23 protein-coding genes and 1 tRNA gene are annotated in these 24902 nt (G+C 56.8%); 19 read left to right on the top strand and 5 right to left on the bottom strand.

What is annotated here, in order from left to right; genetic code table 11:
• Positions 1-70: 70 nt before the first annotated feature.
• The 13 genes from cutD to eutM are packed head-to-tail and all read left to right on the top strand — an operon-like array spanning position 71 to position 9032.
• Entirely contained in the window at positions 71-1000 is a 930-nt protein-coding gene (cutD, locus tag ACESYO_RS06440) for a choline TMA-lyase-activating enzyme (RefSeq protein ID WP_337574700.1), read from the top strand.
• Between the two features lie 12 nt (positions 1001-1012).
• Positions 1013-1363, top strand: coding sequence for a BMC domain-containing protein (locus tag ACESYO_RS06435; RefSeq protein ID WP_087184339.1), 351 nt, complete (start codon positions 1013-1015; stop codon positions 1361-1363).
• A complete protein-coding gene (locus tag ACESYO_RS06430) occupies positions 1360-1833 on the top strand; it encodes a EutP/PduV family microcompartment system protein (protein WP_058965100.1) in 474 nt (157 codons plus the stop codon). Before ACESYO_RS06435 ends, ACESYO_RS06430 begins: the two co-directional genes overlap by 4 nt.
• A 38-nt stretch (positions 1834-1871) precedes the next feature.
• Positions 1872-3014, top strand: coding sequence for an iron-containing alcohol dehydrogenase (locus tag ACESYO_RS06425; protein ID WP_373209613.1), 1143 nt, complete (start codon positions 1872-1874; stop codon positions 3012-3014).
• The gene (locus ACESYO_RS06420; RefSeq protein WP_058965098.1) at positions 3011-3655 is read left to right on the top strand and encodes a hypothetical protein; all 645 of its coding nucleotides are present in this window, start codon (positions 3011-3013) and stop codon (positions 3653-3655) included. The genes ACESYO_RS06425 and ACESYO_RS06420 overlap by 4 nt, the downstream gene beginning before the upstream one ends.
• Positions 3640-4482 carry an ethanolamine utilization protein EutJ gene (gene eutJ, locus ACESYO_RS06415; protein ID WP_373209612.1) on the top strand — a complete coding sequence of 281 codons (843 nt, stop codon included), beginning with the start codon at positions 3640-3642 and terminating at the stop codon, positions 4480-4482. Before ACESYO_RS06420 ends, eutJ begins: the two co-directional genes overlap by 16 nt.
• Before the next feature lie 5 nt (positions 4483-4487).
• Entirely contained in the window at positions 4488-4793 is a 306-nt protein-coding gene (locus ACESYO_RS06410; RefSeq protein ID WP_294524879.1) for a BMC domain-containing protein, read from the top strand.
• Positions 4787-5053, top strand: a complete 267-nt coding sequence (locus tag ACESYO_RS06405) for a EutN/CcmL family microcompartment protein (RefSeq protein WP_058965095.1) — start codon at positions 4787-4789, stop codon at positions 5051-5053. Before ACESYO_RS06410 ends, ACESYO_RS06405 begins: the two co-directional genes overlap by 7 nt.
• 32 nt (positions 5054-5085) lie before the next feature.
• Entirely contained in the window at positions 5086-5718 is a 633-nt protein-coding gene (locus ACESYO_RS06400) for a cupin domain-containing protein (RefSeq protein ID WP_058965094.1), read from the top strand.
• 12 nt (positions 5719-5730) lie between these two features.
• The gene (locus tag ACESYO_RS06395; RefSeq protein WP_276870829.1) at positions 5731-6372 is read left to right on the top strand and encodes a BMC domain-containing protein; all 642 of its coding nucleotides are present in this window, start codon (positions 5731-5733) and stop codon (positions 6370-6372) included.
• Positions 6373-6408: 36 nt separating this feature from the next.
• On the top strand, positions 6409-8037 hold the full coding sequence (locus tag ACESYO_RS06390) for an acetaldehyde dehydrogenase (acetylating) (RefSeq protein WP_373209611.1): 1629 nt from the start codon (positions 6409-6411) through the stop codon (positions 8035-8037).
• 22 nt (positions 8038-8059) lie between these two features.
• Positions 8060-8698, top strand: a complete 639-nt coding sequence (locus ACESYO_RS06385; protein ID WP_058965091.1) for a phosphate propanoyltransferase — start codon at positions 8060-8062, stop codon at positions 8696-8698.
• A 49-nt stretch (positions 8699-8747) separates the two neighbouring features.
• Positions 8748-9032: an ethanolamine utilization microcompartment protein EutM gene (gene eutM, locus ACESYO_RS06380; protein ID WP_058965090.1), complete on the top strand. Its 285-nt coding sequence runs from the start codon at positions 8748-8750 to the stop codon at positions 9030-9032.
• Between the two features lie 109 nt (positions 9033-9141).
• Here the strand turns inward: eutM and ACESYO_RS06375 are convergent, their stop codons facing one another.
• The 3 genes from ACESYO_RS06375 to ahpC form a co-directional block, all read right to left on the bottom strand.
• Positions 9142-9942 carry a class I SAM-dependent methyltransferase gene (locus tag ACESYO_RS06375; RefSeq protein WP_373209610.1) on the bottom strand — a complete coding sequence of 267 codons (801 nt, stop codon included), beginning with the start codon at positions 9940-9942 and terminating at the stop codon, positions 9142-9144.
• 79 nt (positions 9943-10021) lie between these two features.
• Positions 10022-11644: an FAD-dependent oxidoreductase gene (locus tag ACESYO_RS06370; RefSeq protein ID WP_373211222.1), complete on the bottom strand. Its 1623-nt coding sequence runs from the start codon at positions 11642-11644 to the stop codon at positions 10022-10024.
• A gap of 64 nt (positions 11645-11708) precedes the next feature.
• Entirely contained in the window at positions 11709-12272 is a 564-nt protein-coding gene (gene ahpC / locus ACESYO_RS06365) for an alkyl hydroperoxide reductase subunit C (RefSeq protein WP_337574714.1), read from the bottom strand.
• Between the two features lie 271 nt (positions 12273-12543).
• Here ahpC and ACESYO_RS06360 point away from each other — a divergent pair, with 271 nt between their 5' ends.
• Positions 12544-16791: a choice-of-anchor I family protein gene (locus ACESYO_RS06360; RefSeq protein WP_373209608.1), complete on the top strand. Its 4248-nt coding sequence runs from the start codon at positions 12544-12546 to the stop codon at positions 16789-16791.
• Positions 16792-16928: 137 nt separating this feature from the next.
• On the opposite strand, the gene ACESYO_RS06355 is transcribed toward ACESYO_RS06360, so the two are convergent.
• A complete protein-coding gene (locus tag ACESYO_RS06355) occupies positions 16929-18179 on the bottom strand; it encodes a PucR family transcriptional regulator (RefSeq protein ID WP_373209607.1) in 1251 nt (416 codons plus the stop codon).
• A 296-nt stretch (positions 18180-18475) separates the two neighbouring features.
• Here ACESYO_RS06355 and ACESYO_RS06350 point away from each other — a divergent pair, with 296 nt between their 5' ends.
• The 3 genes from ACESYO_RS06350 (at position 18476) to ACESYO_RS06340 (ending at position 22605) form a co-directional block, all read left to right on the top strand.
• A complete protein-coding gene (locus tag ACESYO_RS06350; protein ID WP_373209606.1) occupies positions 18476-20392 on the top strand; it encodes an NAD(P)/FAD-dependent oxidoreductase in 1917 nt (638 codons plus the stop codon).
• A gap of 184 nt (positions 20393-20576) precedes the next feature.
• Positions 20577-21161 (top strand): hypothetical protein, encoded by a 585-nt coding sequence (locus ACESYO_RS06345; RefSeq protein WP_373209605.1) that lies wholly within the window; start codon positions 20577-20579, stop codon positions 21159-21161.
• A gap of 67 nt (positions 21162-21228) precedes the next feature.
• Positions 21229-22605, top strand: a complete 1377-nt coding sequence (locus ACESYO_RS06340; protein WP_373209604.1) for an MATE family efflux transporter — start codon at positions 21229-21231, stop codon at positions 22603-22605.
• A 100-nt stretch (positions 22606-22705) separates the two neighbouring features.
• Here the strand turns inward: ACESYO_RS06340 and ACESYO_RS06335 are convergent, their stop codons facing one another.
• Positions 22706-23557, bottom strand: a complete 852-nt coding sequence (locus ACESYO_RS06335) for a TIGR02452 family protein (RefSeq protein ID WP_373209603.1) — start codon at positions 23555-23557, stop codon at positions 22706-22708.
• A gap of 301 nt (positions 23558-23858) precedes the next feature.
• Here ACESYO_RS06335 and ACESYO_RS06330 point away from each other — a divergent pair, with 301 nt between their 5' ends.
• Together ACESYO_RS06330 and ACESYO_RS06325 are read left to right on the top strand one after the other, a co-directional pair.
• Positions 23859-24716, top strand: coding sequence for a tocopherol cyclase family protein (locus tag ACESYO_RS06330; RefSeq protein WP_373209602.1), 858 nt, complete (start codon positions 23859-23861; stop codon positions 24714-24716).
• 113 nt (positions 24717-24829) lie between these two features.
• Positions 24830-24902 (top strand) — tRNA-Ala (locus ACESYO_RS06325).

Here is a 24902-nt window from a genome sequence, read left to right as displayed (position 1 = left end):
GGCCGGGGCCCGCTGGGCCCCGGCTACTACAACGGATCAAACCGGACCGTGGTTAGGAGAACGAAGCCAAATGGAACGAAAAGCTCTGATCTTCAATGTGCAGAAATACAATATGTACGATGGCCCCGGCATCCGGACGATCGTCTTTTTCAAGGGCTGCCCGTTGCGCTGCAAGTGGTGTGCGAACCCCGAAGGCCTGGAGCGCAAGGTGCAGGTCATGTTCAAGAAAAATTCCTGCGTGGACTGCGGCCTCTGTGTGCAGGCCTGCCCGGTGGGCATCCACACCATCTCGAAAGAGACGGGCAAGCATGAGGTCCGGCGGGACATCGACTGCACCGGCTGCCGCAAGTGCATCCAGGTCTGCCCTCAGGCGGCGCTGGAGATCACCGGTCAGGTAAAGACGGTATCCGAGCTGCTGGAGATCGTGCAGGAGGATGCGGCGTTTTACAGCATGTCCGGCGGCGGCGTGACGCTGGGCGGCGGCGAATGCACCGCCCAGACCGAGGCCGCCCGGGACCTGCTGATGGAATGCAAGGCCGAGGGCATCAACACCGCCATCGAGACCTGCGGTCACATCAAGACCGACAAGCTGCTGCAGATTGCCGAATATGTGGATCTGTTCCTGTTCGACATCAAGCACATGGATCCCAAGCGGCACAACGAGCTCACCGGCATCGGCAACGAGCAGATTCTGCAGAACCTGAAGGAGCTGCTCAAGCGCCGCTACAACGTGAAGGTTCGCATGCCCATGCTGAAGGGCATCAACGACAGCAGGGAAGAGATCAATCAGGTGATCCAGTTCCTGCTGCCCTTCCGGGACGATCCCAACTTCAAAGGCGTGGACCTGCTGCCCTACCACAAAATGGGCGTGGGCAAATACGCCCAGCTGGACAAGCCCTATCCCATCGAGGGCGACCCCAGCCTGAGCAAGGAGGATCTGGACCGGATCGAGGGCTGGATGAAGGAATGGAACTTCCCGGTCACCGTGGTCCGGCACTGAGGAGGCGAAACCATGAACGAAACGCCCATCCCGGCCAGCCGGGTGATCGAGGAATCGGTTCCCGGCAAGCAGGTGACCATCGCCCATGTGATCGCATCCCCTGTGCCGGAAATCTACGAATGTCTGGGCATCGAGGGCAAGGGAGCCATCGGCATCCTGACCCTGTCGCCCTTCGAAACCGCCATGATCGCCGCCGACATCGCCGCGAAAGCGTCGGATGTGGAGATCGGTTTTCTGGACCGGTTCACCGGTTCGGTGGTGATCACCGGCGACGTGGAAAGCGTGGACACGGCGCTGTCCGCTGTGACCGACACGCTGGAACGTGTACTGGGCTTTGCCGCTGCGAAGGTGACCCGGACGTGAGAAGAAAACGGATCATGCTCATCGGGCCGCAGAAAAGCGGCAAGACCACACTGGCCGCCCTGCTGGAAGGCAGGGAGATGGCAATACGCCGGGTGCCCAACATGGTGTATCGGGAGAAAACGCTGGATACACCGGGCGCCTATCTGGAAAGCCCCTGGATGCACAAGCACCTCATCGCCGCCGCGCAGGATGCCTGCTGTGTGGTGATGGCGGCGGATGCAGCCGGAAAAAAGCGGGCCTATCCGCCCGCCTTTGCAAAAGCCTTTCGGGTGCCGGTGATCGGTGTGGTGACCCGCTGTGATCTGCCCGATGCAAACCCGGAAAGCGCACGGCGGCAGCTGCTGGAAGCGGGCGTTCCAGAGCCGGTGCTGCTCCTGAGCATCCGCGAGGCGGAAAGCGTGCAGGCGTTTTTAAAAACGCTGGCGCCCCACATGCCGCCAAGAAATGAAACCCAACGCCCCGAAGAATGAACCGGGGCAAACACAACAAGGAAAGGAGGGGAAAGAGGATGGCACATTTTCTCATGAGTACCCGCATCCACATGGGCCAGTCCTCGCTGGAGGAGATCAAGGGCCTTGGCATGAAGCGGGCCTACATCATCTGCGACCCCTTTATGAAAAAATGCGGCCGGGCAGAGGAGCTTGCCTCGATCCTGCACGAAGCGGGCACCGAGACCGAGATCTTCTCGGATGTGGTGCCGGACCCGTCCATTGAGGTGGTCACCGCCGCCATTCAGGGCATGAAGAAGTTCGGGCCTGATGGCATTGTGGCACTGGGCGGCGGTTCGGCCATCGACACTGCCAAGGCAGCCGGTCAGCTGTACGGAGCCATGAACGGCGGGGCGCGGCCCATGCTGGCCGCGGTGCCCACCACCAGCGGCACCGGCAGCGAGGTGACCTCCTTCGCGGTCATCTCGGACACCCAGGCTCAGGTGAAATACGCGCTGCGGGATCAGGCTATGGTGCCGGACGCAGCCTTCCTGGACCCGGCGCTCACCGCATCGGTGCCCCCGGCCATCACCGCTGACACCGGCATGGACGTGCTCACCCACGCGCTGGAAGCCTATGTGTCCACCAAGGCGGATGACTTCACCGACGCCTGCGCCGAAAAGGCAATCCGGCTGGTGTGGCAGTATCTGGAACGGGCCGTGGCCGACGGATCGGACATGGAAGCCCGGGAACACATGCACAACGCCTCCTGTCTGGCAGGCATCGCCTTCAGCAACGCATCGCTGGGCATCTGCCACAGCATGGCCCACGCACTGGGCGCGGCGTTCCACATCCCCCACGGCAGAAGCAACGCATTGCTGCTGCCCCATGTGGTCGCCTACAATGCGGCGCTGGATTACAAGGACGAAAGCCGGGCGCTGCTGCGGTACGCCCAGATCGCCCAGATGCTGGGCATCGGCGGCGCGACCCCCAAAGCGGCGGTACACAACCTGCTCCGGCAGATCCGGAACCTGATGAAGCGGATCAACGAGCCCTTCTATGTGACCGATTGCCGGGTGGAAAAGGAAGCGTTTCTGGAGCAGGTGCCGGTCATGGCCCAGAAGGCCATGCAGGACGGCTGCACCGAGACCAATCCCCGGGTACCGGAACCCTGTGAACTGGAAGACCTTTACAGGGAACTCTGTAAAGGGGGTTCGGTATGAAATTCATCACCGAGCAGGACCTGCGCAACCGCTACCGTGCGGAACCCTTTACCAGCTACACACCGGAACCGGGCACCCGCCTTACCCCCGGAGCCCGGCAGTTTCTGACCGACCGGGGCATTCGGCTGGAAGCGGACGGCCCCAAAAAGCCAGCCGCTCACCCAGCCGATCCCATAGAGAAGCCCGTCGCCCAAAGCGCGGAAAACAGCGATGCGCCGAAAGCGGACTGGCAGCTGGACCTGAAAGAATTACAGGCGGAATTTTTGCAGGCGGGTCTGGACCTGATGGACCGGGACGTGCTTGCAGCGGGCCAGGTCTTTGATCTGGAACGCAGGCTGGCCCGGCTGGCTGGGGAAGAACCGGTCGAGCAGGCCGAGTGGCTGGCCCTCTGCCCCCGGTGCACCGGCATCGGCCCGGAAAACTGCGGCCAGTGGATGGAGGACTGCTTTGAAGTCACCGGCTTCCACGCCCAGACTCCCGGCGGAAAAACGCTGGTCAGACTGCATCTGCTTCGCTGCGGCCTGCGCCGTCTGGAAGCTCACCTGCCGGAGGAAAAGAAGCTGCCGGCCCATTGCATTATTAACCGATTGTCTCAGATGATCTGCCATTCATTTGGAGGAACCGTATGCCAGAAGAAGTAACATTTGCAGAATGCGACCGCCTGATCAAAGAATTTGAACAGGTGATCAAAAAGCCGGTGAAAACGCCCTCTTCCGTTTACTATACCGGCGTGGATCTGGGAACCGCCTGCGTGGTGCTGGCGGTTCTGGATGAAAACCGCCGGCCGGTGGCAGGCGCATACCGGTATGCAGATGTTGTTCGGGACGGCATGGTGGTGGACTACATCGGAGCCATCCGGCTGGTGCGGGAGATGAAGGAGGAGCTGGAGGAAAAGCTGGGCACCGAGCTCATCTACGCCGCAGCCGCCATCCCTCCCGGCACCGACAGTCTGGACGGCGGCGCCATCAAGAACGTGGTGCAGGGCGCAGGCTTTGAAATCACCGCCCTGCTGGACGAGCCCACCGCCGCAAACCAGGTGCTGAAGATCAAAAACGGCGCCGTGGTGGACATCGGCGGCGGCACCACCGGCATCTCCATCCTGAAGGACGGCAAGGTGATCCGGGTGGACGACGAGGCCACCGGCGGCACCCACTTTTCGCTGGTGCTGGCGGGTGCCTACAAGATGGAATTCGGCGACGCGGAAAAATACAAGCGCCAGCCGGAGCACCACAGCGAGATCCTGCCGGTACTGAAGCCGGTGATCGAGAAGGTGGCAGCCATCATCAGCCGTCAGGTGGAAGGCTACGACGTTCAGGGCCTGTATCTGGTGGGCGGCACCTGCTGCCTCACCGGCATCGAGTCCATCATCGAAAAGAAAACCGGCATTCCCACCTACAAGCCCCGCAACCCCATGTTCGTCACCCCGCTGGGAATCGCCATGAGCTGCACCGATCAGGAAATGGAGTGAGCGCCATGGAGTGTCGAATCATCAAATCCCCCAGCCCGGGCACGCTGGAGATCCTCTCCCGCCGCAAGGGCTCGGGGCAGGCGACCAAGCTGGAGCAGGTGGATGCCATCGGCCTGGTACAGGGGCGGCTGATCGAGATGGTCTGCGCCGCCGATGTGGCCGAAAAGGCGGTGGGCGTGACCGTGGAGGACATCCGCGGCAGCTGCCCGCAGAATATGATTTTACTTGCAATCTTCGGCGACACCGCCTCGGTGGAAGCGGCGCTGGAGGAAATCAAACGAAGAGAAAAGGAGGGGCAGATGGAATGGTAACCGCAAGACTCACCGGAAACATCTGGGCCACCCGCAAGGCGGACGGTTTGAATGGCTACAAGCTCCTCCTTGCTCAGGTAATCGGCGGCACACGGGCCGGGGAGCGGATGGTAGTCATCGACACCATCGGCGCCGGAATCGGCGACCGGGTGATCGTGGCCACCGGTTCCTCCGCCCGGCGGATGCTGGGCGACGACGAGATCCCCGCCGACGCGGCGGTGGTCGGAATTATCGACGAGGACTGCGACTTTGAGGAATGACCGAAAGCGCGGTCAAGAGAGGACGTGAAACTATGAAGCAGCTGATTTGCGCGGCGGATGTGGAAGCGCTGAAGCAGGCGGGCAAGACCGTTTGCGTGGTAACGCCGGGGGCCATCGTGACCCCCTCGGCCCGGGATGCTGCCGAGGCACTGGGCGTCACATTCGCGGACAAGGAACCGGAATGCGCCCCGGCTCCGGCCTGCTGCGGCCCCGAGCTGGACAGCGAAAAGATCTATCAGGTGCTGAAGGTGCTCATGGAAAAGGGCATGCTGGAAGGTTTACTGAATACAAAACCCTTCCAGGAGCAGCGCCATTCCAACGGCCTGAAGGTCGTTCGCGGCAACACCGTGAAGATGGATGTGTTTGACACCGGCAACCCCAATGCAACTGCTTATTTCCAGGAGCTGGTGAACAAGGACGAGTCCCACATCAGCGCGGGCTTTCTGGTGATTGAGAACTCCAGCTTTGACTGGGAGCTCACCTACGAGGAGATCGACTATGTGATCGAGGGCACCCTCACGGTGACCATCGACGGCACTACCTACACCGCCCATGCGGGCGACGTGCTGTTCGTTCCCTCCGGCTCCAAGGTGACCTGGGGCTCGCCGGACAAGGCCCGGGTGTTCTACGCCACCTACCCGGCGAACTGGGCGGACCTTCTGTAAGGAGGGGTGCGCATGCAGGCACTGGGAATGATCGAAACCAGAGGGCTGCTGGCCTCCATTGAAGCGGCGGACGCCATGCTCAAGGCGGCGGATGTGACCCTTCTGGACCGTACCAAGGTGGGTGGCGGACTGGTGACCATCTCGGTCACCGGCGATGTGGCGGCGGTCAAGGCCGCCGTGGACGCGGGCGCTGCCGCTGCCGAACGGCTGGGTGGCGGGCTTCTGGTCACACAGCATGTGATTGCCCGCCCCCAGCAGGACGTGGAGCTGCTCTTCCGCCCGCCGGAGGAAAAAGCGGCGAAACCGGAAGAGATTCCGGAGGAGCAACCGTCTGATGAGGGCGGTGAGGAACCCCAGCCGCAGGAGCCTGAGCCGCCTCAGGAGCCGGAACAGGAACCGGAGCAGCCGGAGCAAAAGCAGGCGGTGGGCCAGATCAGCCGGGAATGGTGCGACGCACTGTTCCAGCAGGAGGGAACCGCCCGTCTGATGGAAGTGCTGGGCAGCTGCTCGGTGGTAAAGCTCCGCTATCTGGCAAGGAGCTATCCGGAATTTGAAATTGCGGGCAGAGCGATCTCCAAGGCAAACCGCTCCCGCCTGCTCAAGGAATTTGAACGCTGGTATGACCGGCAGGCCGCGGAACAAACGGCGCAATAAAACGACTGGGCAAAGAACCAGGGAAAGGATAAAACAATGGAACAGTTTGATCTGGATCTGCGCTCCATCCAGGAGGCCAGAGATCTGGCCCGCAAGGGTGCCGCCGCCGCAAAGCAGATGGCCGGATACACCAGCGAGCAGATCGACCGGATTCTGAAGAGCATGGTGGAGGCCGCGCGTGAGCACGCCGCCTGCCTGGGCAAGATGGCAGTGGAGGAGACCGGCTTCGGCAAGGCGCTGGACAAGGCCTACAAAAACCACGCCGCCTCGGTGCTGCTGTACGAGGACATCAAGGACATGAAGACCGTGGGCATCATCTCCGAGGACCCGGAAAAGAAGATTCTGGAGGTTGCGGCTCCGGCTGGTCTGATCATGGGCATCGTGCCCTCCACCAACCCCACCTCCACCGTGATCTACAAATCCATGATCGCCATCAAGGCGGGCAACGCCATCGTGTTCTCGCCCCATCCCTCGGCTGCAAAATGCACCCTGAAGGCCGCCGAGGTCATGCGCGAAGCTGCCATCAAGGCAGGCGCTCCGGAAGGCATCATCGGCTGTGTGTCCATGCCCACCATGGCAGCCACCAATGAGCTGATGCACTGCAAGGAGGTTGCACTCATCATCGCCACTGGTGGCCCCGGCATGGTAAAGGCCGCTTACAGCGCAGGCAAGCCCGCCATCGGCGTGGGCGCGGGCAACTCTCCCGCCTACATCGAGCGCTCGGCGGATGTGAAGGCCGCTGTGGATGCCATCATGGCCAGCAAGACCTTCGACAACGGAACCATCTGCGCCTCCGAGCAGTCCATCATCTGCGAGACCTGCAACCGTCAGCAGGTGGTGGATGAGCTGAAACGCCAGGGCGCTTACTTCATGACCCGTGAGGAGACCGAAAAGGTCTGCCGCCTGCTGTTCAAGAACGGCCACGCCATGAACGCCAAGTTCGTGGGCCGTACCCCGGACGTGATCGCACAGGCCGCGGGCATCTCCATCCCCATGGGCACCCGGGTGCTGATCGGTGAGCAGGATGGTGTGGGTGAGGGCTACCCCCTCTCTTACGAGAAGCTGACCACCGTTCTGGCCTTCTACACCGTGGAGGACTGGAAGCAGGCCTGCGAGCTGAGCATGCAGCTGCTGCAGAACGGCATCGGCCATACCATGAGCCTGCACACCCAGAACAAGGACATCGTCCGCAAATTCGCGGTGAAGCCTGCTTCCCGCATTCTGGTGAACACCGGCGGCAGCATGGGCGGCACCGGCATCAGCACCGGCCTGAACGTGGCCTTCACTCTGGGCTGCGGCACCTGTGGCGGCAGCTCGGTATCCGAGAACGTGAGCCCCCTGAACCTGATCAACGTGAAGAAGGTGGCCTACGGTCTGAAGAACTGCGCCACCCTGCTGCAGGACGACAAGTCCTTCTGCCACCCCGATCTGGGCCGCACCGCAGCTCCCGCTGCGGAATGCTGCAGCCAGCGCCCGCTGGACTTCAGCCCTGCGGACATCGTGGCCTCCTTCGAGAGGCGGCAGGGCTGCCCCAGCTGCGGCGCAGCGGTGCAGGAATCCAGCATCGACACTCCGGAGCAGCTGAAAAACGCTTCTCAGGGCTTCACCGATGACGCTCATCTGGCGGAGCTGGTTCGGAACCTGATCGCTTCCATGAATCACTGATTTGGAAAGGAGCGGCGAACCAATGAGTCAATGCGATGAACTGCTGGCGCTGCTGATGGAAGCAGTGAAGCAGCAGGCAGCTCCCGGCGGGGAAGAGAAGCAGATTCCGGTGGGTGTTTCCAACCGGCATGTGCACCTTTCCCAAAGTGATCTGGACCGGCTGTTCGGACCCGGCCACACGCTGGAGAAGATGAAGGATCTTTCCCAGCCCGGCCAGTACGCCTGCAAGGAGACGGTCACCGTCTGCGGCCCCAAGGGTGTGATCGAAAAGGTGCGCATCCTTGGCCCGGTACGCAGCCAGACCCAGGTGGAAATCCTGGCAGCCGACTGCTTCAAGCTGGGCGTGAAAGCCCCCATCCGCCTGTCCGGTGATCTGGACGGCACCCCGGGCGTCACGCTGGTGGGCCCGAAGGGCTCGGTGCAGACCGAAAAGGGCGTGATGATCGCCCAGCGCCACATCCACATGCACCCGAAGGACGCCGAGAAATTCGGCGTGCACGACGGCCAGTGGGTGGACCTGCAGGTGGACGGCCTGCGGGGCGGCGTGCTGAAAAACACTGTAATCCGTGTGACCGGCGAATCCGCGCTGGAATGTCATGTGGATACCGAAGAGGCGAATGCTCTGGGCCTTGGCTCCGCGTCGTCTGTTCGGATCGTATAAACAACATTTGCTGAATCAAACATTATAAAATTTTCAGGAGGAAATTATTATGAAGTACGATGCTCTGGGTATGATCGAGACTAAGGGTCTGGTAGGTTCCATCGAAGCGGCCGACGCCATGGTAAAGGCTGCCAACGTCACCCTGATCGGCAAGGAATTCATCGGCGGCGGTCTGGTTACCGTGATGGTTCGCGGCGACGTGGGCGCCGTGAAGGCTGCCACCGACGCCGGTGCCGCCGCTGCTCAGCGCGTGGGCGAGCTGGTATCCGTTCATGTGATCCCCCGCCCCCATGCCGAGGTGGAGACCATCCTGCCTTCCGTGAAGGAAAACTAAATTTATCTTCCCCCATTTTTCTTCTCACAGCACGGAATCCATAGAGCAGAACGGCCCCCGAAGGATTTTCCTTCGGGGGCCGTTTCTGCGTATGTGATTAAGAAAATGTTTAGAGCTGCAGGTGTATCATCTTTACCATGGAGAATCGGTCAGAAAGCTTCATGTTGAGCCGTGTGGATAATTTTAGCCCGGTTCTGGGGATATGGCAATAGAAGGGTTCTTCTGTAAGGACTTTAAGTCGATAACCGGTTTTGATGGCCAACTCCTGGGCGGTATCCACCGCAAAAAACATCTGCACATTGGAGTGGCCGACCTGTTTCATGTATTTTTTCTGCATCATCAAAAGCCCGGTTCTGCTTACGGCGTCGAAGACAAGCTCAATATTTCCGTAAGCAGCCAGCATCCGAAACAGACGCAGAATTTGAGTTTCTTCAAAGTAATGGAATAATCCGCCTGCGGTTACAAGCAAAGGTGTGTGCGGCAGCTCTGTGCGGATCCGATGAATCCATGTTTCAGAAAAAGCATCTCCGGCGATAAGGTGCTCCCGTTCCGGCTCTCCAAGCAGTTCTTTTCGGAAGTCAATCACATGGGGCAGATCCAGTGCATACCAGAGGGTCCGCCCGTTGTTGCAGCGGAAATAGGCCGTTTCCAGTCCGCAGCCCAGTTGAACGATTGCACCGTCCGGTTTGCGTGTTAAAAAGTTTCGGACAAAACGGTCCATGTTGGCTGCCCGGCAGGCGGAAGCAAGCAGTGTATATTGGCTCTGATGGGGTTGTTCTGTGAGGGGAAGCTGCAGCTTCAGGCTCAGCGCGCTCTTATCGTACAGGATATGCGGGTATCGTTCACTGGCGTATATTCTGCCCAACAGAGGAATAAATAGCGTGTCTTCTATGATTCCGAATTTTGACATGGCGGCTCCTCTTATCTGTTCAAATGACGGATTCTAAGCAGCTTGCGCCGCACGGATATCCGTGCGGCGCAAACTGTTTTCAGGAGTTCAGCAGTTCCAGAAGCTGCGGAAGGTTCTTTTTACCAAAGAGAATTTGTTCGCCGTCGTTGACTACCAGGCAGGGAACGCTCATTACCTGGTATTTCTCCCGCAGATCGGGGAAATGGTTCAGGTCATATACCTGTGCCGTCACCTGAGGATGAGCCGCGGCCAGACGCTGGGAAGCGGTCACCAGCTCCGGGCACATGGTGCAGGATAGGGAGACCAGCACCTGAAGCTTCACAGGCTTTTGAAGGGCCTGAATGGCCGCTTCGGTCTGCGGGTCCAGGCTCTGGCCGGGCCCGGCAGCATTGTACAGGCCCAGAACGAAGGAGGTGAACTCATGCCCGCCGGGCACGCCGTGGAAAGCAAGCCCGGTCCAGCTGCCGTCCTCGCGGCAGACCTGCACACAGGGCAGGTGTTCCGCTCCGGACGGAGCGACAATCTCCACCGTCAGCTTGTCGGTGTGGGCGGCCAACTCTTCCATATACCCGCGCAGCTCCCGGGATACGGCGGTCTGATCCAGGTAGAGGCGAAGAATCAGGGAAGAGGACATCCGCTCAAAAAGGGTGCGAAGCTGAGCAGCCATCTCCTCGCTGATAAGCTCACCGCCGCCGGAAACGGGTTCCGGGTCTGCGCCGCGTGCTGTCGGCTGCGTGGGATGAATCCCGGTTTTGGCCTGCATGGCGGCGCAGAGCAGCTCCAGCTGAGTGGCAGCCAGAGCGCCGTCTCCCACGGCAGTGACCACCTGGCGCAGCGGCTTGACGCACACATCTCCGGCGGCATACAGCCCGTCCGCCGAGGTTTTCTGGCTGCGATCCGTGAGGATGTAGCCCTGCTCGTCCAGTTCTGCCACACCCCGGGCGAGATCGGTGGAGGGGGAGTAACCAGCAAAGACGAATACGCCGAAGGTTTCTCCCTCCGCCGCCCGGTGCTCGGTTTCCTGTCCGGTTTTCGTGTTACGGATCCGGATGCGGCGGGGAGCGGTATCGCCGGAAAGCTCCACCACCACGGTGTTGGTCAGGATGCTGATTTTTTCGTGATTCCGGGCAGCATCCGCCACAGCCTGCGCACAGGTGAAGTCCTCCTCCCGGATCAGGATGGTCACATGGCGGGCATATTTGGTGAGAAATACGCTTTCCTCCGCAGCAGCAAAACCACCGCCCACCACAAAAACATCCTTGCCGGTAAAGAATTCACCGTCGCAGGTGGCGCAGTATGCCACACCCCGGCCCCGGAACTGTTCCTCTCCGGGGAAGCCGATCATGCGGGGATGCGCGCCGGTGGCCAGCAGTACGCCGAAGCACTGCAAGGGGCCCCGGCTGGTCTGCACGGTTTTGATCTCACCGGTCATGTCCAGCGCCGTAACCTCTGCCAGCAGAAACTCTGCGCCGAAATGCTCCGCCTGTTTGCGCATGGTTTCGGTAAGCTGGGTGCCGCTGGTGCGCTCCACGCCGGGATAGTTGACCACCTCGGAGGTGATGGTGATCTGCCCGCCGAAATGGTCCTTTTCCACCACAACCACTCGGTAACGGGCCCGTGCCAGATAAAGAGCGGCGGTAAGCCCGGCCGGGCCGCCGCCGATAACGATTACATCGTAGAAATTGTTCATACTGAAACCCATTTGCCCATGGCCCGAAAAGGGCCATGGGTCTTTGTCAGGAGTGTGATTGGCAACCGTTTTCTCGTTACAGCTGGCCCACCAGATCCAGGCTGGGCTTCAGAGTCTCTGCACCGGGCTGCCACTTGGCGGGGCATACCTCGTCGCCGTGCTTTGCCACGAACTGGCAGGCCTGCACCTTGCGCAGCAGCTCATCGGCGTTGCGGCCCACGTTGCCTGCGTTTACCTCATAGGCCACAATTTTGCCTTCCGGATTCACGATAAAGCTGCCGCGCTCCGCCAGACCGTCGGCCTCAATGTATACCTCAAAATCCTTTGCCAGGCAATGAGTAGGATCTGCCAGCATGGGGTACCGGATCTTCTGAATGCGCTCGGAAGCATCGTGCCAGGCCTTGTGGACAAAGTGGGTGTCGCAGGAAACTGCGTAGATCTCGCAATCCGCTGCCTGGAACTTCTCGTAAAGATTTGCCAGATCCTCCAGCTCGGTGGGGCAGACAAAGGTAAAGTCAGCGGGATAGAAGAAGAAAACGCTCCATTTGCCCAGCACATCCGCCTTGCTCACAGCGCGGAAGGCGTTGTCCTGGTAACACTGGACGGTAAAATCGGCAATTTCTTTCTGAATCAGGGACATAGAAGTGTACCTCCATTTCAATGTGATTTTGATGCTGGCCTGCAAATGCGAACCATTACTGAAATTATATGCAAACGCAGTAGAACCGTCCAGTTGTGATTGGAAACAGTTTCTTTCTTTTCTTGCACACCCGAAAAAACAGGTGCGGCGAATTTTACGATAAATTAACGAAAGCATGGCGGAAGCTGGGTGCAAAACCCGTTAGCATAGGAAAAGGGTGTGGATGAATCCAAAATCCTAATTCTAGCTTGAAGGAAAAGGAGAGCGCTTTATGAGAGACACATGGAAGCGTAGACTGGTGGCGGGAATCATGGCCGCCACAATGGCTGCGTCAATGTTTCCCGGCGGGCTGACGGTTGCGGCCGAGGAAGGAACAACCGCCGGAGTCCCTTATAACCAGGATGGGGGATATGATGTAACGGTCCCTCATGTTCTGGTCAATCAGGTGTACGGCGGAAGCGATGACGGTTATGCCAGCCACAGCTTTATTGAACTGTACAATCCCTGTGATACGGCGGTGGATCTGACCGGCTGGGAGCTGCAGTACCGCTCCAGTACAGACGGCGGAGACACTGCCTGGCACGAGCTTTCCCTGACCGGAACGATTCCGGCAAAGGGCTATTATCTGGTGCGCTGTGCGGCGGTTGCCGATCCTTCCGGAGACTATCAGGTTCCGGCCGGAGACCAGGAATGGGAGGTTGCCCTTCACAACAAGGGTGTGGCAGTGGCGCTGTTCAGCCAGGATGTGACCCTGGACGAGAACTTCTCCGGAGCCATTACGGATACGAACCGTCCGCAGGGATATGTGGATCTTCTGGCTGTTCAGGGGAATGATACGGAAGAGGCACAGGTACCTCCGGCGTATGAAGGTGCGTATTCCGATATCCAGTCCAAGAAAAAGGCAGTCCGCAGAAATGCGTTCACGGATACAGACAACAATCAGACTGACGGCGGCGAGGTCAGCTATGCGGATACAGTGGACGCCGAGCAGGGCCCGCATAATTCCAGCGGGGAAACCGGCAGCGTAACACCGTCCGAGCCGGAAGGCGAACCCCTGCGCACCGGCAGCTTTGAGGAAAACGCAGCCCTCACGCTGGAGCGGCTGAACAGTGTGGCCATCGGAGCGGCAAATAAGGATGGCGGCGTTGCAGAGATCGTTTCCTACAATGCGGACACCGGTGAAGCCTATGTGGTCAATGGTCAGGATGGACTTTTGTACCGCCTGGCTGTTTCGGAAACCGGGCTGGCCATCAAGGACGGCAAGGATATGCGGGGCCTGGTGGAGGGCTTTGCCTATGGCGATATGACCAGCGTGGCCGTGGATACGGTCAATGATCACATTGCGGTGGCGCTTCAGGCGGCAGGCTATGCGGACAATGGCCGCATCGTTCTGCTGGATTATGATTTCAACATGATCGCGGCCTATGAAACCGGTGTTCAGCCGGATATGGTTACCTTCACCCACAATGGCCGCATGATCCTTTCCGCCAACGAAGGCGAGCCCCGGGAGGGCTACGGGGAAGGCACGGTTGATCCCGCCGGCTCGGTTTCCATTGTGGATCTGGTGGAGGATACCGTGACCACCGCCGGGTTTGAAGCCTTCGACGCAGCGGAGCTGGCCGCAAACGGCGTGCTCATAGGCGTTGTAAACGGCCAGATGAACACCGCCGCAGCGGATCTGGAACCGGAATATATCGCGGTTTCCCCCGATGATGCCAAGGCATATGTTTCCCTGCAGGAAGCAAACGCCATTGCTACGGTGGACCTGAACAGCAAGACCATCACCTCGGTCAGGAGCATGGGCTTCAAGGATCTGAGCCTGGAGCAAAATGCCATCGATCTGGTGGAGGACAAAAAGTACGAAGCCAAAACATATCCGGGTGCGTTGGGCGTTTACATGCCGGATGCCATCAGCGTTTTTGCGGCAAACGGCACCAGCTATCTGGTAACGGCCAACGAGGGCGACGCACGGGAATGGGGCGACTATGTCAACGAGGCAAAGGCGACCCTGACCGCCTCCGATGGCTCCCAGGCGGAAAAGGTGCGTGTGCTGGACAAAGGCTGCACCACCGTACCGGATGCCGCCAAGGAATACCTTTACGGCGGCCGCTCCTTCGCCATTTATAATGCGGATACCATGGAGCTGGTCTACGAGAGCGGGAATGATTTTGAGGCAAAGACTGCCGTTTATCTTCCCAGCTGGTTCAACTGCTCCAACGACAATACGGATATTGACGATCGCAGCGCGAAGAAGGGCCCGGAATCGGAATCCGTTACCGTGGGTCAGATCGGCAGCTGCACCTATGCGTTTATTGCACTGGAGCGCATCGGCGGTGTTATGGTCTACGATGTGACCGACCCGGCCAATGCCAGCTATGTGAACTATATCAATACCCGTGATTTCAGCGAGGCAATCAAGGAGGATGTGTCCCCGGAGGGACTGTGCTTCCTCTCCCTGAACGGCAAGCCGATGCTGCTGGCAGCATGTGAGGTTTCCGGCACCGTTGCGGCCTACTCCTTCGGAGGCAGCGCGGCTGGTAATGTGCCGGAGGGCCCGGACTACGAGCCCATTCCGAACAATGCTGTGATTCTGTACACAAACGACGTCCACTGTGCCATGGAGGATTATTCCGCCCTGGCAGCCTACCGGCAGCAGATGCTGGACGAGGGCTATTCCACCATTACCATCGACGCGGGCGACGCGGTGCAGGGCGAGGTGATCGGAACTCTGACCGAAGGCTCGGCCATTGTGGAGCTGATGAATTCCGTGGGCTACGATTATGCGGTGCCCGGTAACCACGAGTTCGACTATGGCATGGATGTATTCAAGCAGCTTTCCGGGCAGACGGAAGCGGATGTGATGCCGGAATATGAATATCTGAGCGCCAATTTCGTGGATCTGAAGACCGACGATACGGTGTTTGATGCATATGATATGGTGTCTGTTGCGGGTCAGAAGGTGGCCTTCCTGGGAATTGCCACCCCGGAGACCTATACAAAATCCACACCTGCCTATTTCCAGGACGAAAACGGAAACTACATCTACAGCTTCTGCGAGGATGCGTTTTACGAGACCATTCAGAATGCGGTGAACGCCGCCAGAGCAGAGGGTGCAGAGCTGGTCATCGCGGTGGGTCACCTGGGAACCGACGCAGGTTCGGAGCCCTGGCGTTCCACCGATGTGATCGCCAATACCACGGGCATCGATGCGTTCATTGACGCACATTCTCACAGCACCATTACGGACGAAGCGGTCAAGAACAAAAATGGGGAAGACGTTCTGCTCACCTCCACCGGCACTAAGTTTGAAAACTTCGGCAAAATGACCATCTACGCGGATGGCAGCATTACCAGCCAGCTTCTCAAGCCGGAGGAGGTGGATGTGGACGCCACCGCTTCTTCTCTGGCAGCCTACGAGGAGACTCAGGCAATCATCGATAAGTATGAGGAAATGCAGGAGTTCACCTACGAGGAGCTGGGCTCCACGGAAGCGGCTCTGACCACCGTGGATCCGACCACCGGCGACCGGATTATCCGCAACCGGGAAACCAACCTGGGCAACTTTGTGGCGGATGCCTATCAGGTGACCACCGGCGCGGACATTGCCTTTGCCAATGGCGGCGGAATTCGTGCAAATGTGGACAAGGGCATTGTGACCCGGAAAAATCTGATGGATGTGAACGCATTCGGCAATACCATGTGCGTGCTGAAGGTTACCGGTCAGCAGATTCTGGATGCGCTGGAATGGAGCGCCCATGCCCCGCTGAATGAGGAGGGCACCGGTCTGACGGAAAATGGCGGCTTTATGCACACCGCAGGTCTGACCTACGAGATCAATCTCCATGTGAAGGAAAGCCCGGTTCTGACCGACAGTCAGGGTGTATACACCGGCATCGATGCATCCAAGCCCCGCCGGGTACAGAATGTTAAGGTGAACGGGAAAGCCATCGATCCGGATGCCTTCTATACGCTGGCAGGCAGCGCATATACCCTGCAGAGCGGCGGCGACGGCTACACCATGTTCAAGGGTGCGGAAATGGTACAGGAGGATTGCGGAAAGGATCAGGATCTGCTGATCCGCTACCTGCAGAATGATCTGAAGGGTATGATCTCTGCGGCGCAGTACGGCAATCCCTACGGTCAGGGCCGCATCAAGCTGATCGACGCAGCCTCCGAGGAGGCACATCGCTTCGTGGAAACCGAGCGTGTGGAAGCGACCGGCGATCAGGACGGCTACATCAAGTATGTGTGCAGCATCTGCGGAGAAACAAAAACCGAGGTGCTGCCGAAGCTGGGCCCGACGGCAACTCCTTCCACCGACGACAGCAGTTCGTCTCAGGAATCCGTTTCCCAGAATGCTTCCGGCGCGAACAGCACCACTGCCGCACCCAAACCGGCAAATGGGCCTCAGACCGGCGACTCGGCCAATCTGGTGGTCTGGGTTGGCGTGCTGCTGCTGGCGTCTGCCGGAATGATCGGTACCGTGGTTTACAGCAAAAAGCAAAAGGAAAAGTACTGAGCATTCGCTGAGTAAAAGACAAAAGGAGCGATACCCGTTCTGAAAGCGGGTATCGCTCCTTTGCTTTTCTTCAGTGGATTACAGAAAAAACGGCTCGTCTTAGGTTGTTTTGAAGCAGACTTCTCTGTGCGAAATTATCAACAAAGGCCAAAATCGCTGCGTCCGAGGGTATTGATTCCATAGAGCTGAAAGCTGTTGAGCAATGCCAGCGCAGTGTGGGGCTCTTCAAATGGGATTTGGAATAATTCAGTGATTTTTCCCAATCGATACAGGAGAGTGTTTCGGTGAATGCAAAGAATCTGGGCGGTGGATTCTTTGTTATGTAATGTCAGGCTGTACACTTGCAAGGTGCGGAAGTATTCGGTTTGATTGGTAGCATCATAGGCCAGCAGCTGATCCAGAGCAGAATGAAGAAACATGTTCACGTTCACATGAGCGCACACGGCTTCGAAAATAGGGGCGGGGAAGACATCCTGAAAAAAGACACAGGGCTCATTGGTTGCAAGAGAGGCCATATGCGCTTGCTGAAAACGCCCGCTAAGCTCTGTTAGATCTGAAAACAGATGCGAAATGCCGCTGGAGACATGGGTCTTAGACAGAAATGTTGCGACCTGCTGGAAAACTTCTCGTTCCTGAGGTGAGAAGCCCTCTTTTTCCAACCGACCAAACAGAGTCACAATGCAGCCCTGATAAATTGTACTTACAGCGCAACGGTGCCGCATGGGGATTTTGGAAATTGCAAGGAATGCAAAAGATTGCTGAGATGCGGTGCTGCCAATGGGAGTGGCCATCACCGCATAGGAACCCGGAAGGCAGGAAGTAAGTGAACGAAGCGCCAGTGCTTTCGCTTCCGGAGAAGTACTTTCTTCCAGCAGATCCTTCAGATAAGAGGATCGGGATGCGCCTTCTCTGCCGTGGCGGGGAAGCATCAGCATCGTTAATGCGTCCAGAAAAATTTGTGTACATTCCAGATCCTGAGGAAGAAGCGGCGAGTCAAAGAAGAAAATCCCGATATATCCATAAATTCGGCCTTGGGAATGAATTTCTCCAAAAATACGGGGACAGTCTTCGGAAGGGCCTTCGTTTGAGTAGAACGGTTTATAGTATGGCTCGCTGTCCTTTAAATAAGCGTCATTGTAGATTTGGATCACATCGAGTGATAAGGCAGTGTTTTCCAAAAGTGCATCCCAAATTGGTTGTCCCAGCTTTCTTGGGGGGTACTGACATATGGATTTGTAGTTTTCGTCAGTCAGAAGAATAGGCAGACCAAAAAATTCCCAAGCGGCCTTTATCATCGCATCAATATTATCCTCTTTTAATACTTCGAAGAAGATGCGATAGGCTTCTGGAACAGTTCCTTCGTTCTGTCGTTGAAAACGAACTGTCATTTTGCACAAATCCTCCTTTACGGTTTGTGGAGCGCCACATGGGCAAGGGAAAGCCACAGTGGTATAATTGCTGCAGAAAGTTTGTTACAGCTTTAACCATTTTATTATAACAGATTTTAGAACGGAGCGGCAATCCGTTGAAAGGGATGCGGAGTGTAATCTTTTGCAACGTAAGGTTACCCGTTTGCTGCTTTTTCAAAGCAAAAATAGCGTTCTGCTGCAGTTGGGAGGAATCGCATAAAAAAGTGTAAAAAATTGGAAGGGTACAAACATCAGTTGACAAGGAGGATACATCAATGAACAGTTTATTTGACAAAACGCAATTGGGATCCATGAAGCTGAAAAATCGAATTTTCATGTCGCCAATGGGAACCACTGGTGAGGCAGATGGCTCTTATTGCAATGAAGGCATCGACTATTTTATGGAACGAGCCAAGGGCGGCGCTGGTCTGATTATTACCGGTGCCAATGTGGTCTCTACAAAATATGAGGCGCGGCCCTGCACGGAGCTTTCCAATTTCCATCACGTAGAGCGTTTGAATATGCTTGTTGAGCGCTGCCACAATTACGGCGCCAAGGTATGTGTCCAGCTTTCTCCCGGTCTGGGTCGGCAGCAGTTCACTGATCCGTTTACTCCGCCGTATTCCGCGGGCTCTGTGGGTGCCTTCTGGTACAAGGATCTGATCTGTAAGCCGTTCTCCAAGGAGGACATTCATTATCTGGTGGAAAAGGTGGGCTATTCCGCAAGCCTGGCCATCAACGCAGGCGCGGATGCGGTGGAGCTTCATGCTTATGGCGGATATCTGCTGGATCAGTTCCAGTCCAAGCAGTGGAACAACCGCACCGACGAGTACGGCGGCAGTCTGGAGAACCGTATGCGCTTTACGCTGGAGTGCATCGAGGCGATCAAACAGAATGTGCCGAAGAATTTCCCCATTCTGGTAAAATTCACTCCCGATCAGCGCGTAGAAGGCTTCCGCACTCTGGACGAAGGCATCGAAATGGCAAAAATCTTTGAAAAAGCCGGTGTAACTGCTCTGCATGTGGATACCGGATGCTATGAGGAGTGGTATCAGGCAATCACCACCATTTACTCCAAGCATGGCCACAAGCTGGATGTACAGAAGGCAATCAAGGAAGTTGTGAATATCCCGGTACTGGGCGATGGCAAGCTGTTTGATCCCAAGCTGGCCAACAAGGTGATTGAGGACGGAACGCTCGATTACCTGGGCCTGGGTCATGAAATGCTGGCCGATCCCTACTGGCCGACCAAGGTCAAGGAAGGCCGCTACGAGGATATTCGCCCCTGTGTTGGCTGCAACGAATGCTTGCTGGCTGGATTCTCCGGCAAACATTACTATTGCGCTGTGAACCCCACCTGCTATGCGGAACGGGATTATGCTCTGCCCAAGCCGGATGGCTCCAAGAAATCGATTCTGGTCATCGGTGGCGGCCCCGGCGGTATGTCCGCTGCCATTACTGCCCGTCAGCGTGGCTGGGATGTGGAGCTGTGGGAGAAGACCGACCGTCTGGGTGGCACGCTTTGGGCAGCGGGTGGTCCGGATTTCAAGGCCGATATCATCAAGCTAATCAATTATATGAAGGTGCAGTGCGATAAGCTGGGCGTAAAGGTTCGCTATAACAAGGCAGCCACCGCAGAAAATGTACTGGGCGGCAATTGGGATAAGGTGATTTTGGCTGCTGGTGCCGATCCTGCAATTCCTCCGATTCCGGGCATTGAAAATGCAACACCTGTCTCCGAGTATCTGACCCATAACGCTGCTGCGGGCAAAAAGGTTGTTGTAATTGGCGGCGGTCTGGCCGGTACCGAAGCGGCCTGCGATATCGCGCCCAATGCAGACGAGGTCACCATTGTGGAGATGATGCCGGATATTCTGTTCAGTGCGGCACATTGCCTGAATAACGATCAGCATCTGCGCAATATGGTGAAGGATCGGGGAGTAAAGGTGGCCGCAGGAGCCAAGGTAACAAAGATCACTCCGGATTCTGTTACTTACGAGAAGGATGGCGAAACCATCGTTTTGACCTGCGATACCGTGTTCAATGCTGCCGGTTTCAAAGCGAATAATCAGTTGGAGGATCTGCTGGAGGCAAACTACGATAATGTTACCGTGATCGGTGATGCCATTGCTCCCCGCAAGATTCTTACCGCGGTACATGAAGGTTACCATGCAATCCGTGTAATGGAATAAACGGGTCATTGCCGTAAAACCGGAATTATATTTATAGGAGGAAGGGCCTTTTGCTTTTGCAAAAGGCCCTTCCTTTGTCTGGTTGCAAAAAGGGAACGGAAAAAACAGAGCCGCACAGCATTGCTTTCGCCCCTCGCGGTCAATATACTATAATTAAAAAACGCCATTCGGGGGAGAGGTTATCATGAGCAAGGCCAGACTGATCCATGTGCTTTCGATCCTGCAACAGGAAACCAATGAGCGCCGGGCGCTGACGTTGCATGAAATTCATGACAGATTAATCCAGCGATATCCGGACGAACGCTGCTCGGAGCAGGGAATCCGTCGGGATCTTTCCGTGTTGATGGAATTAAGCGATCTGCGGGCGCTTTCGGTTCGGATTGATTCACAGGTTCTGGCACATAACCAGCGCAGCTATAAAGCATACCATCCAAAGTTTGGCTTGAACGAAGCGCGGATGATTTTTGACTCCATTTCCATCAGTCGTTTTTTGAGCCCTGATCAGAAAAAAGCTCTTATCTCCCAATTGGAGGGCTTCCTTTCGCAGCAGGAGGTCAGGCAGCTTCGCCAGAGAGTACAGGTGCGTGACTGCCTGATGCAGAATAAAAAGTTACCGCAGACGCTGCAGCTTCTTTATCAGGCTTTAGATATGCGCAGATGCCTTGATTTCACCTACTGCAAATTTGATTTGGATGGGCAGCAGCGGCCCGTCAGACGGTATGAACGGATTTTGCCGCTGAAGGTGGTTTGGGAAAAAGAGCACTATTAATAGAGAATGTCAGGCAAGGACAATCACGTCGAAGCAGGATGTTTCGCGGAAAGAAGGGGAGAGGAAAATGAAAATTACCCGGATGGATCCGGAACAAAAGGTGCGGTATCTGACTACGGAACCGATTCCGAAACTTGTAAGGGAGCTGTCGATCCCAACGATGGTGAGCATGATGGTCACCGCTTTCTACAATATGGCTGACACGGCGTTTGTGGGCAGGTTGGACAACCAGTCCACCGCTGCGGTGGGTGTTGCGTTTTCCGCCATGGCCATGATTCAGGCAATCAGCTTTCTGTTTGGGCATGGGTCCGGCAACTACATTTCCCGGCAGCTGGGTGCCCGCAATTATGAGGATGCCCGGCACATGGCTGCCACCAGCTTCTTTACCGCTTTTGCGGCAGGCGTGGTGCTTGGAATTCTTGGTATTCTATTTGTAACGCCGCTCAGCAGATTGCTGGGCTCCACGCCCACCATCCTGCCCTATACGATGCGATATCTGCGTGTCATTTTCGTGGGCACACCGTTCATCATGTGCTCGTTTGTGCTCAATAACCATCTGCGGTTTCAGGGGAACGCCTCGGTGGCCATGATCGGTATCGTGACAGGTGCGGTGGCCAATGTGCTGCTGGACCCGCTTCTCATCTTTGGCCTCTCCATGGGTGTGGAAGGGGCGGCGCTCGCCACGGTAATCAGCCAGATCATGAGCTTTGTACTGCTGTGGGTGCTGCACCGGAAACGGGCAGTGGTTCAGGTACACTGGCACCAGATGAGCTTAAAGCGCCGTTATCTGGAAGGAATTTTGAAGGGAGGAATCCCTTCCATGTTCCGGCAGGGGCTGGGCAGTCTGGCGACTGTCCTTTTAAATCTGGCTGCCGGTTACTATGGCGGAACTATGGCGGATCAGGCCATTGCTGCCATGGGCGTGGTGGGGCGAATTACCGCCTTTGCCAACTCGGCGCTGATCGGTTTCGGGCAGGGCTTTCAGCCGATTTGCGGGACGAATTATGGTGCAGGCTGCTACAAACGGGTGCGGGAGGCGTTTTTCTTCTGCCTGAAGCTGGGCAGTGGAACACTGGCGGTTTTTTCGGTGCTGGGCATTCTGTTTGCACACCCGCTGATGTTGCTGTTCCGCAATGATGAACAGGTGGCCCGCATTGGTGCGCTGGCGCTCCGGGCCCAGTGCCTTGTGCTGGTGCTCAGCGTCTGGATCATTTTGTGCAGCATGTTGCTGCAAACCATTGGAATGGCTGCAAAGGCAAGTGTGGTGGCATCAGCCCGGCAGGGAATCATGTTTGTGCCCATGATTTTGTTATTGCCCTGGTTGTTTGGGCTGGCCGGGGTACAATTTGCTCAGATGGCTGCAGATATTCTGAGCTTTGCCCTCACTTTACCCATTGGATGGAGCGTGCTGGAGCAGCTTCGGGAGGATCGCCCCAAAGCATAAAAGAGAGAAAAGGGGAGCCGTCCGCTTGCGCGGGCTGCTCCCTTTTGAAACTATGGAAAATCCACCTGTAAGAGATGGCCTGTTAAAACTGAGGAAAGGATTATCTTGTCAGAATCTGCTGGAAGGTGCGGTAGTTGGAATCATCCCGGGGTGTGCAATAAACTGCAAATTCCACCGTTCGGAAGGCGTGTGCAAAGTCGGGCAGGACGTCACGGAAGGCGCCCGCGACCACTTCAGGTGGATTGCAGAATGCACCACAGCCAAAAGCGCCCAGAATCAGTACCTCGGCGCCATGGATAGCAGCCACCGACAGAATCTTGCGAGCGCGTTGCAAATGCAGGGTGCGAATCTGCTCGCGGGTCAGCCGGACCGGTGCGCCATGCCCGGGGTTCATGTAGTTGTTGGGCTGCGGGCGCAGATTGGGCGCCGCACAGGTGATTACATCCACCGGGTAGATTTTGCCTTTGGGCAGTCGCTCGGGAGAATTTGTGTCGGTCTTAATTACCAGAACATCCGGCGTATAGATGCATGCATCTGTATAGGTGACGTCGTCCCGATCGCGATGCATCTGGTAGTAGCTTTGCCAGAGATCATTGCTCAGCAGGCAAGGGTACAGAGTGCTGCAACGGCACAGTGCTTCTTCCTGGGCGGAGCTGCCGCGAAGAACACCGCCGCCCGGGTTGGTGGCCGATGCAAAGTTCAGTACGGCAACCTTCTGGCCGGTATATTTCCCGGCCGCCTGAAGCGTCCGTTCCGTCGAAACAAGGATGTGCATATCCTCGGAAAAACGTGCAAGCAGTTCCGGTGCAGGAGAAACTGCGCCGGGGACATAGAATTTGGTACCGTGCCTCGATTTGCGAACGGCGTCTTTCAGCATTGCGTCCTGTGTGTACCAGGTGCGGGTATCTTCAAAAACAGATATATTCTGTTGCCGTTTGTCCATATAAGGCATATTTTTTTCTCCTTTTTCGATTGATCTGGTTCGGTTTTCCGTATGGAGCATGAGAAAAACAAATACCGTTTTGCTTGTTTTCTGCTCCTGAGTAGTTGCTTTACAGGTTCAATTTACCAGCGGATTACTATCATTATAATAAAAGCTGTGTCCCATAAAAGGGGCAATCGGAAACTTTTTCAGAAATGTTTTGAAAACACTGATGACAGGGCTGTTTATGGGGAATGCTGAGAATAAGATGATTTATCAGACCCGGTGCTTCCGCAGGAAATCCGATGGTTGCCGGTGAAAGAAAAGGAGCATGCAAATGAAACCGTCATTTTGCGGGTGGTATTTTAAGGTTCAGTCAAGCGAGTGCAGTATTGCGCTGATTCCGGCGGTGCACGGGTCAACGGAAGAAAGTGCGGCCTCTCTGCAAATCCTGTGGGGCGAACAGAGCGGAGTGATTCCAATGCGGGCAGATCGAGCGGCTGTGAGCTGGGCCAGCCCCAGAGCGATTCTGGGAGAAAATCTGTTCTGCTCACGCGGTGTTTCGCTTTCGGTCAGGAGTGCCCATTGGAACATACAGGGGGTGCTTCGCTTCGGCCCACTGCAGCCATTGCACATGCCAATTATGGGCCCCTTTGCGCTGCTGCCATTTATGGAGTGCAGCCATCGGATTGCCAGTATGAAGCATCGGGTGGACGGGATACTGTTTGTGAATGGAAAACGTATCCGGTTCGAAAACGCGGAAGGGTATATCGAAGGCGACCGGGGCCGTTCCTTTCCCCGAGAATATGCCTGGAGCCAGTGCCTCTTTCCGGAAGGCTCATTGATGCTGGCAGCCGCCCGGGTGCCGGTGGGGCCGATTGCCTTTCCCGGGGTAATTGCACTGCTGAAAATCCGGGGCAGGGAATACCGCTTTGCAAGCTATCTGGGGGCAAGGCTGGTGAGTGCCCGGGGTGGCTGGATGGAGATCCGACAGAGGAACCTTGTTCTCACAGCGGAACGGATTGGTCAGGCGGGGCAGCCGCTGAATGCGCCGGTCTGTGGCGCAATGACGCGAACGATCCACGAAAATCTTTGTTGCCCGGTTCGATATCAGCTGCGGAAGGATGGTTCCATTTTGTGGAAACTGGAAACTGACCGGGCTTCCTTCGAACTGGAATACCCCTGTTAACGCGGAAAAGAACCGGTGAAAAAACGGATGAAAAAATTTTTCGTTTTCCTGTTGACATTTCGAAATACAGCTGATATAATAATCAAGCAGTCGAGAGACGGCACACATAATCTGGGGGTATAGCTCAGCTGGGAGAGCGCTTGAATGGCATTCAAGAGGTCAGCGGTTCGATCCCGCTTATCTCCA

The organism is Allofournierella massiliensis (assembly GCF_964241245.1).
GTDB classification, from domain to species: domain Bacteria; phylum Bacillota; class Clostridia; order Oscillospirales; family Ruminococcaceae; genus Allofournierella; species Allofournierella massiliensis.
Note: the sequence above shows the minus strand (reverse complement) of the source record. Positions and strands in the feature narration are given on the sequence as shown.